Genomic DNA, 12,978 nt, shown 5'->3' on the forward strand with positions numbered 1-12,978 from the left:
GCCCTGAACGTTCAGGGCCAGGCGGCCGCGGGTTGTCATGCGACGTGAGCACCCGCCGGAGTGACGGTCATGCGGAGACCGAAGTGGTTGAGCGTCTTGGGCAGCGGCGCGGGCATCGCGGTGAGGTCCAGGTGCTCGGTGAGGACGTCGAGCATCGTGCCTGCGGTGACCAGGACGAGGTCTCGGCCGGGGCATTCGCCGGGACCGCCGCTGAACGGCACGATCGCCGGGTCGCGCGGGCCGTCCCAGAGTTCCGGCGCGTACTGGTCGGCGAACGGCAGCCGGTCCGGGTCGCGGTGGAAGAACGGGGTGAACACGATGAACGTGGTACCTGCCGGCAGCCACGTTCCGTGCCACTGCGTGTTTTTCGTGCTCTCGCGCAGGATCACCGGGGTGGTGGGCCACAGACGGGCCGACTCCAGCACGCCGTTCATGCCGTTGCCGCCCATCGCGAGTGCACGCATGGTGACGATTCCGGCCGCGTCGAACGCGAACAACCAGTGCGGCACCTGGCCGGCCAGTTCCTCCGGCGTCGCGACGGCGGCCAGGCTGTCCTGCTCGCGGCGGTCGAGGTGCTCGCGCAGCCTGCGCTCGAATCGTTCCCGCAGGCCGCGCTGCCGCGGGTGGAGGTAGGCCCAGTTGGCGTTCTGCCGCAACGCCTTGAGGTCATCGGTGAGCTGCTCGTCGGACCGAGCGCCGGCACCGAGCACGATCCTGCGCACGATCCGCCACCACGCCTGAACGAACCCGTCCCAGGTCAGCTCGCCGGTGCTCATCGCGTGCCGCACCAGCAGATCCGCCTCGTCCCGCACGATCGCCTCGACAGGTACGTGCTGGGGCCGCAGAACCCGTTCGTTGAACGCGCGCCGTCGCTCCCGTTCCTCACCGCGCGACACGATCACGCCGTGCGGCTGGAAGTGTTCGAGTGCGGCGTTCTTCTCTTTCGTGGCCAACGAGAAGGGTTCCGGCGACTCCGCCAGCAACCTGGCCACGTCGGCCGGATCGATCAGCAGCACCACGCTGCGGCCGGTGATCCGCAGCCGCAGCGGTTCTGGCCCGTAGCGGTCGCGAAGCTTCCGCATGGTGCTGATGGCAGTGGCGTCGGACTGGACCTTCTCGGCGAGCGCCATCACTCCTGGGCGCCGGACCACGACGCCTTTCGCGAGCGTGGGCAGCAGCACTGTGGCCAGGGCGCGGCCGGTGTCCAGCCGGGACGCGATCGCCATGTGTCCTCCCTGAAGATTCGACTGCCGTTGGGCTACCCGGCGCGGCGCGATCTGGAAACACTCCAAAGATCCTGGAGCCGTCCGACGCGATCGTGCGGATCACCCGCAGCGCGATCTGCGGCACGGACCTGCACATGGTGCGCGGCACGATGCCCGGGATGGTGCAGGGCACCGTGCTCGGTCACGAGGCTGTCGGCGTCGTGGAGGAGGTCGGACCCGCGGTCCGCGGCTCCTCGCCCGGCGACCGGGTGGTGGTGACCTCGACGATCGGTGATCGAGGCCGTCGGCATCGATGCCGAGAGCCCGATCGCCGAGAAGGGTGACGACTTCGAGTCCGAACGCGTCCAGGCCGCCCCGCAGGGCGACCAGTGGGTGCCGGGTGACGCGCCGAGCCTCGCGTTGCGCTGGGCGGTGCAGGCCGTGGCGAAGGCGGGCACCATCGGGGTGATCGGTGTCCATCCGCCGGGGTTCGACCGGTTCCCGATCGGCGAGGCGATGAACAAGAACGTCACGATGACTGGCGCTTGGGGTGTTCTCCCACCGGGTCCGGCCGTGATCCGCCCGTCACGGATCCATCCCACCGTCTCCGCCGCGCCCTTCCGGCTCGGCTTCGTCCGGCCCGCGGTGAGGGCCGCCAGGGTTCTCGTCAGCCACGGTGGGGCGCGTGTGCTCCGCACCGAAGTCGGCGTCGTCCAGCATGCTCTCGGCCGTCACCGCGTCGAGTTCAGGCTCTGCTTTGCCGTGTCCGGCGTCGGTCATCGTGGTTCCTCCGTTCGTCAGTGGCGGATCCATCGCAGCACGAGCCAGACCACCAGCAGCCCGGCGGCCGCGACGGCGAGACCGGAGCGGGCCGCGACGAGCCGTTCCACGTCGCTTTGGGTGTCGAGATCGTCTTCGTCCTGCCGTTGATCGTTCATCGAGCTCTCCCGCTTTCAGGTCAGTGCGCGGCGACCACGCGCACCGTTTCGAGGTCGGAATCGGTGGGGTCGGGCAGGTACATTCCCGCCTCCTTGCCGCTGCGGAGGTAGTCGACGACGGGTTGGGTGATCACCTCACCGGGCAGTGCGGCGGGCACGCCAGGTGGATAGGGGCTGATCGTCTCCGCGCAGATCCGGCCTACCGCCTTCTCGATCGGCACGTGCTCGGCACTGGCGAAGAAAGCGTCCCTGGGCGGCATGACCTGGTCCAGTTCGAGTTCACCTGGATCGGGGATCTCCACCGGCTTTGCGGTGGGCAGGTCCGCGCCGAGCATGGCCTTGAGAGCGTCAACCAGCCTGCCGGTGGTCTCGGTGTCGTCGGCGACCGTGATCTGCGCGGCGATCCGCCGATGGTCGGAGAGCCCGACATCCACGTGGCACCGTGCGCGCAGCCACTCGGCGGCCGAGTACCCGGAGATGCCGAGGTCCCGCAGGTCGATCACGATCTTCAACGGGTCGTGTTCGCGGGCCTTGCCGTCGCCGACGACGTCCTCGGTGGACACGACGCGCAAACCGAGGCGCGCCAGCCGTTGCCGGGTGTCCACGCACAGTTCGAGAGCGCGGTCGAGCAGGTCCCGGCCGTGCTCCACCATCTGCCTGCGCCATCCGTCGAGGCAGGCGTAGATCAGCGAGGACGGGCTCGTGGTGTCGAGCAGGTCGGCCCGCATCGCCAGCACGCTCGGATCCACCCGGTCGCCACGCAGGTGGTAGACGGAGCTCTGCTCCAGCCCGGCGCCCATCTTGTGCACGGACGTGACGCAGAGGTCGGCTCCCGCGTCCATCGCCCACGCGGGCAGATCCGGGTGGAAAGGCAGGTGCGCGCCCCAGGCCTCGTCCACGACCAGCGTCTTGTCGTGGGCATGGCACACCTCGGCGACTCCGCGGATGTCCGCACACGTCCCGTAGTCCGTGGGCGAGATCAGCAGCATGCCCTTCGTGTCCGGCGCCTTGCGGCAGGCCTCCTCGACCTCGTCCGGCCCAGGTGGATACGCCCATTCCCACGTGGCGTCCCAGCGCGGGTGCACCCACACCGGGTGGACACCGCTGATGATCAACCCGGCCACCACGGACTTGTGGGCGTTGCGCGACACCAGCAACCTTTCCCCTGGCGCCGCGACGGTGATGATGCAGGTCTTCACCGACAACGAGCTGCCGCACGTGGAGAAGAACGCCCGATCCGCGTCGACCGCGTCGGCCATCAGGTCTTCGGCGTCCGAGATGACGTTGCCGCTCATCTCCCGGTCGTCGAGACCGTTGAGCTTGATGAGGTCCGCGCTGAACACGTCGGGCCCGAGCACCTGCAGAACCCTGGGATCCACTCCGCGGCCCTGTTTGTGGCCGGGCGGGATGAAACCGAGGTGGTTCTCGCGCCGGTAGCGTTCGATCGCGTCGAGCACCGGTGCCTTGCTGTGGTCCATGTCGCCCTCCGGTTCGGGTGCCCGCCGGATACCCGTGTTCGCTCGGAACCAGACCTGGTGTCTCCGGATCGGGTGACGGCTCGAGAGTGCGACCGGTTCGCCAGAAACGGAGCTCATGTATGTCGAAAGGCAGACGTGCGGGCCTGCTCCGGGTGATCGAATCGGGACATGAAAGCGCTGATGACGCTCTTGGCCGCGGTCGGTGTGCTCGCAGGAGGCGCAGGGCCCGCCACCGCTGCCGATGGCCTGACATGGCGGGAGTGCTACGACGGGCTGCGGTGCAGCGAAGTCCTGGTCCCCGCCGACTGGACCCGTCCGGCCGGCGGCACCCGGATCGTCGTGCCACTGCTGAAGATCCCGGCTCGGGAGCAGAAGGCCGGTGTTCTTCTGCTCAACCCCGGTGGCCCGGGGTCGAGCATCCCCATTTTCGCGTTTCCGGGCTATCGAGACCAGTTCTCGGATCTCGCGGCGCGGTTCGACGTCGTGGTGTTCGACCCGCGTGGCATGGGCGTCACCTGTCCGAGTCCCAATCCTGCTCCGTTGCCGTCACCGGTGACCGAGTCCGCCCATCGCGAGTACGCCGCCGCCAACGGCCGGTTCGCGGCGGACTGCGCGGAGGCGATGGGCGCGTACCGGGGGCGTCTCAACGCTCGCCAGGTCGCGCACGACATGGACGCCATCCGGCGTGCGCTGGGTGAGCGCCGGCTCAACTACTTCGGCAACTCGTACGGCACGGTGTACGGGCAGTTGTACGCGGAGCTGTTCGGCCATCGGGTCGGGCGGATGTACCTGGACAGCGTGCTGGACCACACCCGGCGCGACCCGGCTGAGTGGGCTCGTGCCGGTGCCGTTGCGGCGGAGAACAACCTCCACCGGATGGCGCAGTGGTGCGCGGCCGACGCCGGTTGCGCACTGCACGGCAGGGACGTGATCGCCGTGTGGGACCGCGTGCTGTCCATGCCGGGCGTGGAGATGTCCGCGGTCCTCAGGTGGGCTGCGGCGCGGATCGGCAACGACAAGGGCTGGCCCGCGTTGGCCACCGGACTCGCGCAGGTGGAGGCCGGCGACACGACGGCGATCACACCGCGGCCCGGTCCGACCGATGTCAGCCTCGCGCGGACGGCGTTCTGCGCGGACTTCCCCTTCCCTGCCGATTTCCCGACCGTGAAGCGGGTGGAGGACCGGTTGCGGGCGGTCGCGCCTCGGCTGGGGTGGGCGGCGGCCCCGTGGCGGGTTTCCGGGCACTGCTCGGGCGTGCCGGGGGAAGGGCTCAACCCGCCGTCCACGTTGTCCGCGATGCCGAACGTGTTGGTGGCGAACGGCGAGCACGATCCGTTGACCCCCGCCGAGCACGGCCGCCGGGTCGCCGCTGCGCTGGGAGGCGCGTACCTGCCCGCAGAGGGCAACCACGGGCTCTACCTCAACGGCAACGCCTGCGTCCGCGACCACGTGCACCGCTACTTGCTCGCCGGGGAGCTGCCCTCGCCGGACGCGCGGTGCGGCACACCGGTCTGACCTGGCCGTGTACAACTGGGGAATGGATGACCGCCGGGTGTCCGGTTCGATCGGCCGCCCGGTTGGATCGCGCTCGTGGTGGTCGTTTCCACGGCGCACGCGGGCGTTCCCGGAGCGGCTGCGCGGCACCATCGGAGGCGACGCGTTGTTCGCCGGTGCGGCCGTGGTCGTCGTGTCGGTGCTCGGGCTGGTCGACCACCGCTCGGCGAGTCCGGTCGTCCTGGTCGCCGCGTCGGTCGCGGTGGCGGTTCCTTTGTTGCTGCGCCGTCGTTTTCCCTTGATCACGGCGTTCGCCTCCGCCGCGATCGTGATCGTCATCGCCGCGCCGGACTGGTCCGGGCGCCTGGTCGCCATGGCCGCGTTCGGTTCCGCCGCGTACTACCGTCCCCGGCCGGCCGTGTTCGTTCTGGCCGTGGGATGTTTCCTCGTCCTGGCTGTGGCCGGAGTTCGTGCACCGACGGCCGCGACCTGCACGGACCTGCTCCTCCTCGGCATCGCGCCGGTCGCCGTCGGCTACGCCCTGCGCATGCACCGCGACCGCGCCGACCAGGCCGAACGCCTCTACCGGGAAGAGACCCGCAGCGTGATCGCCGAGGAGCACGCCCGCATCGCCCGCGAGGTGCACGACGCGGTCGGCCACCATCTCACCGTGATCCGGATGCAGGCCAACGCCGTCCGGCACGTCGCCCGCTCCCTGCCGCCGGTCGCCGACCGGGCGCTGGTCACGATCGCCGAGGTCTCGGCCACCGCGCTCACCGAGGTCCGCGACGTTCTGGCCGCACTGCCCACGCACGGCACCACGCTGACCGACCTGGACGCCCTCGTGAACCACGTGACCGGCCCGAACCGCACCGTGACCCTCACCAGGGACGGCCTGGCGCAGGGTGGCCTGCCGCCACTGGTCGATCACGCCGGTTACCGGTTGGCCCAGGAGGCGCTCACCAACGCGCTGCGCCACTCCGATGCGACCAGGGTGGACCTGCACCTCCACCACACACCGGACGCCGTCGTGATCACCGTGGCGGACAACGGTTCCACCACGCCCGGCCCGACGGCCGACGGCACCGGGCTGCGCGGCATCCGGGAACGGACCCGACTGCTCGGCGGAACCCTGCGGATCGAGCCGAACCAGCCCAGCGGCTGGCTCGTTGAGGCCCGGCTCCCGCTGGGGGAGGAGCGATGATCCGCACCCTGGTCGCCGACGACCAAGAGCCTGCGCGGTGGGCACTGCGCCTGGTCCTCGACGCCGAACCGGACATCGAGGTGATCGACGAGGCCGTGGACGGTGCCGAAGCCGTCGACAAGGCCCGGTTGCTGGGCGTGGACGTGGTGGTGCTCGACCTGCGGATGCCGCGGATGGACGGAGTGGCGGCCATCCGCCGGATCACCGAATCGGTCACCCCCGCGCCCGCCGTGGTCGCGCTGACCACGTTCGACGTCGACGAGTACCTGTTCGGCGCGCTCCAGGCGGGCGCGGCGGGCTTCGTGCTCAAGGACAGCGAACCGGCGCTGCTCATCGCGGCGGTGCGTGCGGCGTCGAGGGGGCAGGGGCTGATCGACCCGCAGGTCACTCGCCGCGCCATCCGCCGATTCGCGCAGATCGCGCCCCGTCCCGCACCAACCGGACTGAACCTGCTCACCCCGCGCGAGCTGGAGGTGCTGAGGCACGTGGCGCAGGGGCTCAGCAATGCCGAGATCGCCCGTGCCCTGACCGTCGGTGAAGGCACGGTCAAGACCCACGTGGCGCGTGTGCTCGCCAAACTCGGCCTGCGCACCCGCGTGCACCTGGTGATCTACGCCTACGAGCACGCCATCCTGGGCACTCCCTGACCAGGCCGGCTGGACGGCGCGGTGGGCATCCCCGCCACGCCGTCCCAGACCACGGTCACCCGGCGTGCGAGGCGGCCTCCGCCGCATGGCGGCTGCTGTCCGGACCGTCCTCGGCCTGCCGCGCCGGACCCGTGCGTCCTCCGACGGGCCGCAGGGCGAACACCAGTACGGCCGTCGCGGCGAGGGTGATGACCATGATCCAGACCGCGCCGACGTGCATGGCATGGATGAACGCGCGATCTGCCGCCTCCGCGAGGGCGGGCCGGTCGAGAGTGCCGGCGACGTGCCTGGCCTGCTCCGCGGACACGCGGACGCTGTCCTGCAGGACGGGCGGGACGTCGCCGACCGAGGGTTCGATCGCGTTCCGGTAGGCGATCGACATGATCGTGCCGCCCACCGCGATCCCCATCACGCTGCCGACCTGGCGCGCCGTGTTGGTGACGGCCGAACCGGCGCCGGAGCGTTCCAGCGGCAGGCTGCTGATCAGCGCTCCGGTCACCGGCGCCAGCACCATGCCGACGGCGAGGCCCTGGGTCAGCAACACCACCGCGATCCAGGTGAGCGAGGTGTCCAGGTCGAAGAAGCCGACCGCGCCCAAGGTGAACGCCGCCACCGTGAGCGCCGGTACGGCGACCGCACGCAACGACCAAAGGCGGACCATGCGTGCGCCCAGCGGCGCACCCACGACCGCGCCGACCGCGGTCGGCACGGTGGCCAAGCCTGCCTTCAGCGGCGAGAAGCCGAGTGCGCCCTGCAGGTAGAACGCGTTGTAGAAGGTGACGGCAGCCACCGAGAAGAGCAGCAACGACATGGACAGGTTGCCGCCGCCGAACATCCGCTGCGCCAGCAGCCGGGGGTCGAAACTCGGTTCACCGGTCCGCAGTTCGACGAGCACGAACACGGCGAGCAGGGCGAGCCCGGCCGCGATCGGTGCCCAGACGTCCCACCGGCTCCAGGTGTCCACCTGTCCCGCGCGGATCAGGCCGTAGGTCAGGGCCGCGAGCCCGCTGATCGACAGCAGGATCCCGGCCGGGTCCAGCGATCGCACGGCAGGGCTGCGGAAATTGGGGACCAGCAGGATGATTCCGGCCAACGCCACCACGCCAACGGGAACGTTGATCAGGAAGACCGAGCCCCACCAGAAATGGCTGAGCAGGACCCCTGCGAGGACTGGACCCGCAGCCATTCCGACGCCGGTCGCCGTCGAGGAAATGGCGATCGCCGTCGCTCTCCCCGGGCCGGTGAACGTCCACAAAAGGATGGCGAAGTTGGCGGGCATGATGAAAGCGGCGCCGATGCCCATCGCGGCGCGGGCGGCGATCAGCTGTCCCGCATCGCCTGCGTACGCCGCCCAGATCGAGGTCGCGGCGAATATCACCAGTCCGGCCGCGAGCACGTTCCGGTGGCCAAAACTGTCGCCCAGCGCGCCGGCGGTGAACATCAAGGTTGCGAAGACCAGGGTGTACGCGCCCGTGGCCCATTGCAGCTCCGCCGGGCCGGCGCCCAGTCCGCGGACAGGGTCGGCGAGGGTCTCCAGGGTGATGCTGAGGACGGTGTTGTCCAGCCAAATCAGCAGTGAACACACCATGAGAACGACAAGAATCAATTGCTGCCGCGACTTCGGCAGCGTTGTAGGCGCGGTCATGGACACCTTCGGATGTCGATTGACGAAAACCTGACCGACGATAAGCAAGCGCGCGAAGCATTGTCAAGTTCGAAGAGTTTTGCAGACGCTATTGCGGTGGAACTGGTGATATGCCCTTGGGGGTATTTGCGCTCGGAAGAATTGTGTGCCCTCTGGACGAATTTGCGTTCAGGATTGTTTTATGCCCCCGGCCGCAGTTCGACCGGCACCCGTTGAACACCCGGTCGACCTCGGCCAGTGACTCGATCACTCCGTCAGAGTGCTCCGGTGGGCCGGCGTCCGGCTTGCAGGGCTTCGACCTGCTCCGCGGTGAACGGTGCGCCGAGCAGGTCCTCGCGCAGGGCGTGGCAGCGGAACATGTCCGCGATGTAGTGCATCCGGTCGGGCAGGTCGGCCCAGTCCCGCGCGGCCGTGCCGGCCAGGCTGTCCGGTGTCGGATCGACGATCTCCAGCAGTGCCAGCAGTTCAGGGTCGGACAGTTCCGCGAGCAGCGGAGGGAACGTCGCCGGCAGGTCGTCGGCCAGGTGGAGCAGTTCGCCGCCCGGCAGGGCCAGGGTCATCAGGTGCCGGGTCACCGCGAGGCGAACCACCGTGCGTGCCTGGTCCGCCAGGTGTTCCGTCGCGATGCGCACGGCGGTGCGTCTGCCGAGCACGGTCAGCATCGCCTGGCGCAGCCACTTGACCACCCGGTTGCCCGGCAGGAGCAGGTCGAACAGGCGGCGTTCGAGCTCGCGTGGATCCACCACCGGCGCCTGCATCGCGGCGGTGATCTCCGGTTGCAACCGCGTCTGTTCGTGCAGGCCGACCTCGACGTTCGCCTGGAGCAGCAGTTCGGCGCGCCGCTTCTGGTCGCGAGTGGTCATGGCCCGGTGGTACCGGGTGAAGGCCTGCCGCAGGTAGCGCTGCCCCTCCGGCGGCTCACCGGGGCGCAGCGCGTCGCAGAACTCCTGGATCCGCCGCTCGTCCTGGGAGGTGGCCTCGTCGCCGAACTCCGCGAGGAAGCGGGCGAACTCGCGTGCGATCTCCTCGAACACCTTGAGGTTGCCCAATGCCGCGGCGGCACTGACGTCGTCGAGCCGCGCGGTCGTGACCACGGCCTGGCGCACCACCCCGTGGGCGCGGTCGAGAACCTCTGGGGGAACACCCCGGCGCAGACCGCGCACCACCAGGTCGACGCCGGCCGCCACCTCGGGCGAGGACTTCAGCAGCTGTCCCACCGCGTGCCTCAGGTCCTCCTGTCGGATCGTCTGCCCCACCTGCTTGGACGCCCACACGGCGAAGGTGCACCAGTTCGCGCCACCGCCGGTGCGAGCGGCCAGCACTCGTGACAGCCGGTGGTAGCAGTGGGTGATCCGCAGGTTGCGGACGACCGGGTCGGCGTGTGCCGCGATCTCCGCCACCTCGCCGACCAGCGGGGAGATCTCGTCACCGAGCCCACGCACTTCCGCACCGGTCCGAGTCATGACGCCGACCGTCCTCTCCGGGGTTCCACCCCTAGGTCGTCGGCGGAGCAACGAACGTAACTCCCGTGCCTCACTCCTCCCAGGCTTGTCCTCAGGTTGTGGTGTGTCGGGTCGAGGTGCGACGCCGCCATGCTCTGCGGGCTGCCACGCCTATGAGCAGGTGTGCCGCGATGGCGATTCCGGCGACCACCAGACCTGCGCGATACCCGAGTCCGATGTGAAGGATCAGGCCGGCGAGCACAGCCACGATCGTGAGTTTGCGAGCGAGCCGCTCCTTCACAGCGGCTTGTCCGCTCGAACGCAGTGCAGGAACCAGCTGGCCCGCGAGGCCGGCCCGACCTGAAAGCCGGCGTCGTCGAGCATCGGGGCGATCCGCTCGACCGGGTTGTCGCGCATCGTCTCGCCGGCCGTCGCGCCGACCAAGTGCCTGGCCAGATGTCCTTGCGGTGGCTGGAAATCCGCTATCAACACCCGGCCACCCGGTCGTAGCACCCGGAACATCTCCGCGAACGCCTGTGCGCGGGCGTCCTCGGGGATGTGGTGGATCGCCAGGCTGGACACCACGACGTCGAACGACGCGTCGAGCAGGTCCAGGGCCTCCGCTTTGCCGACGACGAACGTGCAGTTCGCGCTCGCTCGCTTGCGTCGGGCCTCCGCCACCATCTGCTCGGACACGTCGACGCCGACAGCGCGGCCGCCTGGTGCGGCCTGTGCGGCGAGCGAGGCGAGGTAGCCGGGTCCACAGCCCACGTCGAGCACCTCGTCGCCCGCGGTGACCTCGGCGAGCGTGATCAGGCGGCCGAAGATGCGGCGGCGACTTCCGGTGAAAGCCAGTGCGGAAAGCAGTTCGTAGGTGCGTGCCTGGCGGATCGCGCCGGGAGCACCCTCTGGTGACTTCCCATGTAACCGGGCCTTGTGCATCGTGTCCCCTAACTTAGTGATGACTAAGTAACTCCGACGCGAGCTTAGTCACGACTAAGTAGAGGTGTCTAGGATGCTTCCGTGACCGAACAACGCGAGCGCCGGACCCGGATGTCCGCAGAGGAGCGCCGTGAGTCGATCCTCGTGGCGGCGACAGAGCTGTTCGCAGAGGTTGGCTACCTGCGTGGCAAGACCTCGGTGGTCGCTCGCAAGATCGGTGTGAGTGAGCCGGTGGTGTTCCAGAACTTCGGCACCAAGGCGACCTTGTTCGCCGCCGTCGTCGACCGCGCCGCGGACCACATCGTCCGCATGGTCGAACGCGTCACGACCTCCGACATCCCGGTCTCGGGCCTGCTCGAGATGATGCTGGATCCCGAGCACCTGCGGCACGTGCACAGCGCGGGCTCGGTGGGAGCGATCTTCGCCGACGCCTCCACGATCCACGACGAGCCGGAGATCGAGGCCGCCACCCGCCGGGCCGTCCAGCGTTTCGCCGCCGCGATCACCGGTCTCCTCGACCGCGGGCGGGAAGGCGGCGAGCTCCGTGCCGATCTGGACACCGAAGCTGCCGCCTGGTGGCTCATCTCGTTGGTGGCCTCGCAGAAGTTCCGCCAGACCACGGCAGCCAACCCTCACGCGATCGAAGCGCGACTTGCTGAAAGCACTCTCGCGTTCCTGACCTGACGCCGCCGCACTCGCTGCTGACCGCCTCACATCGTCTCGGCTAGGGTCCCGACCGGCGGAACACCGCTGACCAATCGGTTCTCGCGCAAAGGGAGTTGAGGCAAAAGGTGTGCAGGAAAGTCATCAGCGCGCTGGCGTTGGTGATGGCGATGGTGGGCATGCCTGGTCAGGCACTCGCGCACGGCATCACCGGGTCGGCCGCCGGTAAGAACGCCTGGGAGTTCATCCCGCTGGGCATCGAGCACATGTTGCTCGGCTGGGACCACCTGCTGTTCATCGCCGGCATCGTGCTTCTCGCGGGCGAGCTCAAGCGGGCGGCGCAGTTGATCTCGGTGTTCGTGGTCGGGCACAGCGCCACGCTGATCATCGCCACGTTGGCAGGTTGGAAGCTCAGCGCCACCTTGGTCGATGTGGTGATCGCGTTGAGCCTGGTGTTCGTCGGTGTGGTCGGCTGGATCGGCAGGCCGCAGAAGTGGGGCTGGTTCGCGGCATCGGTGTTCGGTTTCGGGTTGATCCACGGGCTCGGTTTGTCCACGCGGCTGCAGGACCTCGGGCTTCCCGAGGACGGCCTGCTGGTGCGGGTCGTCGCGTTCAACGTCGGCGTCGAGATCGGCCAGCTGATCGGCATCGTGATCATGGTCGTGCTTGGTCGTGTGTTCGCGCGCCTGATCAAGTGGGACAAAGCGCCGAAGTTCGCCAACGGTGGCCTGGTCGCCGCTGGGATCGTGGCGGCGATCGTGCTGAGCGTTCTGAGCGTGTTCGCACCCGCGCCGCCCGCGGACGCGTATGCGGCCGGGTGTTCGGTCAAGACGCGGACGGAGACGTTCAAGGGCGAGGGCAATCATCCGCCGAAGGACTTCTACGAGCCCGGCGAGACGGCGCCGGAGGCTGACTTCGGGCACGTCGCGGGTGACGGCTACCTCGTCGTGCAGTACTCGGGGTTGTCCGAGGCCGAGGTGGGGCAGTTGCGGACGTTCATCACCGGTCCGGACGGGCAGAAGGTCGTGGGCGGGCTCAAGCAGGGCCAGGCGGAGCAGATCAAGGCCATCAACGCCTACGACACGATGACCTGCGAGAAGCTCGACCTGGAGTCGTTGAAGAAGTTCGCCGACAAGTGGCTGACGGATCCACGTTCGAAGAGTGCTGAAGGCTGATCGTGAAGAAGACCGAACCGCGCCCACCAAGAACGCGACCACCGGCACGACCACACGTCGAAGCATCGAGTTCGTCGTCAGAAGTTCGCCACCGCCGCGTACAGCAGCGTCAGCACGATCGCTGCGACGGCAACCGCCGCCACGA

14 protein-coding genes are annotated in these 12,978 nt (G+C 69.1%); 7 read left to right on the top strand and 7 right to left on the bottom strand.

Annotation, left to right across the window (positions count from 1 at the left end):
* Positions 1-35: 35 nt before the first annotated feature.
* A complete protein-coding gene (locus ACWGE0_RS44995; protein ID WP_452266980.1) occupies positions 36-1,226 on the bottom strand; it encodes a cytochrome P450 in 1,191 nt (396 codons plus the stop codon).
* 92 nt (positions 1,227-1,318) lie between these two features.
* On the opposite strand from ACWGE0_RS44995, the gene ACWGE0_RS45000 reads away from it, so the two are divergent.
* Positions 1,319-1,549: an alcohol dehydrogenase catalytic domain-containing protein gene (locus ACWGE0_RS45000; protein ID WP_452266981.1), complete on the top strand. Its 231-nt coding sequence runs from the start codon at positions 1,319-1,321 to the stop codon at positions 1,547-1,549.
* Between the two features lie 241 nt (positions 1,550-1,790).
* Here the strand turns inward: ACWGE0_RS45000 and ACWGE0_RS45005 are convergent, their stop codons facing one another.
* From ACWGE0_RS45005 to ACWGE0_RS45015, 3 genes are read right to left on the bottom strand one after another with little or no spacing between them, the layout of a single operon-like run.
* A complete protein-coding gene (locus ACWGE0_RS45005; RefSeq protein WP_452266982.1) occupies positions 1,791-1,985 on the bottom strand; it encodes a hypothetical protein in 195 nt (64 codons plus the stop codon).
* Between the two features lie 17 nt (positions 1,986-2,002).
* A complete protein-coding gene (locus tag ACWGE0_RS45010; RefSeq protein WP_452266983.1) occupies positions 2,003-2,143 on the bottom strand; it encodes a hypothetical protein in 141 nt (46 codons plus the stop codon).
* 20 nt (positions 2,144-2,163) lie between these two features.
* Positions 2,164-3,621 (bottom strand): aminotransferase class I/II-fold pyridoxal phosphate-dependent enzyme, encoded by a 1,458-nt coding sequence (locus ACWGE0_RS45015; RefSeq protein ID WP_452266984.1) that lies wholly within the window; start codon positions 3,619-3,621, stop codon positions 2,164-2,166.
* Positions 3,622-3,801: 180 nt separating this feature from the next.
* On the opposite strand from ACWGE0_RS45015, the gene ACWGE0_RS45020 reads away from it, so the two are divergent.
* From ACWGE0_RS45020 to ACWGE0_RS45030, 3 genes are read left to right on the top strand one after another with little or no spacing between them, the layout of a single operon-like run.
* Entirely contained in the window at positions 3,802-5,136 is a 1,335-nt protein-coding gene (locus tag ACWGE0_RS45020; RefSeq protein WP_452266985.1) for an alpha/beta fold hydrolase, read from the top strand.
* 22 nt (positions 5,137-5,158) lie between these two features.
* Positions 5,159-6,319, top strand: coding sequence for a sensor histidine kinase (locus ACWGE0_RS45025; RefSeq protein ID WP_452266986.1), 1,161 nt, complete (start codon positions 5,159-5,161; stop codon positions 6,317-6,319).
* Positions 6,316-6,966, top strand: a complete 651-nt coding sequence (locus ACWGE0_RS45030) for a response regulator (RefSeq protein WP_452266987.1) — start codon at positions 6,316-6,318, stop codon at positions 6,964-6,966. The genes ACWGE0_RS45025 and ACWGE0_RS45030 overlap by 4 nt, the downstream gene beginning before the upstream one ends.
* A 55-nt stretch (positions 6,967-7,021) precedes the next feature.
* Here ACWGE0_RS45030 and ACWGE0_RS45035 read toward each other — a convergent pair whose 3' ends face one another.
* A complete protein-coding gene (locus ACWGE0_RS45035) occupies positions 7,022-8,611 on the bottom strand; it encodes an MFS transporter (protein ID WP_452266988.1) in 1,590 nt (529 codons plus the stop codon).
* A 12-nt stretch (positions 8,612-8,623) separates the two neighbouring features.
* Here ACWGE0_RS45035 and ACWGE0_RS45040 point away from each other — a divergent pair, with 12 nt between their 5' ends.
* The gene (locus tag ACWGE0_RS45040; protein ID WP_452266989.1) at positions 8,624-8,827 is read left to right on the top strand and encodes a hypothetical protein; all 204 of its coding nucleotides are present in this window, start codon (positions 8,624-8,626) and stop codon (positions 8,825-8,827) included.
* Between the two features lie 38 nt (positions 8,828-8,865).
* Here ACWGE0_RS45040 and ACWGE0_RS45045 read toward each other — a convergent pair whose 3' ends face one another.
* Positions 8,866-10,074 (bottom strand): hypothetical protein, encoded by a 1,209-nt coding sequence (locus ACWGE0_RS45045; protein WP_452266990.1) that lies wholly within the window; start codon positions 10,072-10,074, stop codon positions 8,866-8,868.
* Positions 10,075-10,350: 276 nt separating this feature from the next.
* On the bottom strand, positions 10,351-10,995 hold the full coding sequence (locus tag ACWGE0_RS45050; protein WP_452266991.1) for a class I SAM-dependent methyltransferase: 645 nt from the start codon (positions 10,993-10,995) through the stop codon (positions 10,351-10,353).
* An 81-nt stretch (positions 10,996-11,076) separates the two neighbouring features.
* Here ACWGE0_RS45050 and ACWGE0_RS45055 point away from each other — a divergent pair, with 81 nt between their 5' ends.
* Positions 11,077-11,679, top strand: a complete 603-nt coding sequence (locus ACWGE0_RS45055) for a TetR/AcrR family transcriptional regulator (protein ID WP_452266992.1) — start codon at positions 11,077-11,079, stop codon at positions 11,677-11,679.
* A gap of 107 nt (positions 11,680-11,786) precedes the next feature.
* A complete protein-coding gene (locus ACWGE0_RS45060; protein ID WP_452266993.1) occupies positions 11,787-12,833 on the top strand; it encodes a HupE/UreJ family protein in 1,047 nt (348 codons plus the stop codon).
* Positions 12,834-12,978 lie beyond the last annotated feature (145 nt).

The organism is Lentzea sp. NPDC054927 (assembly GCF_053610285.1).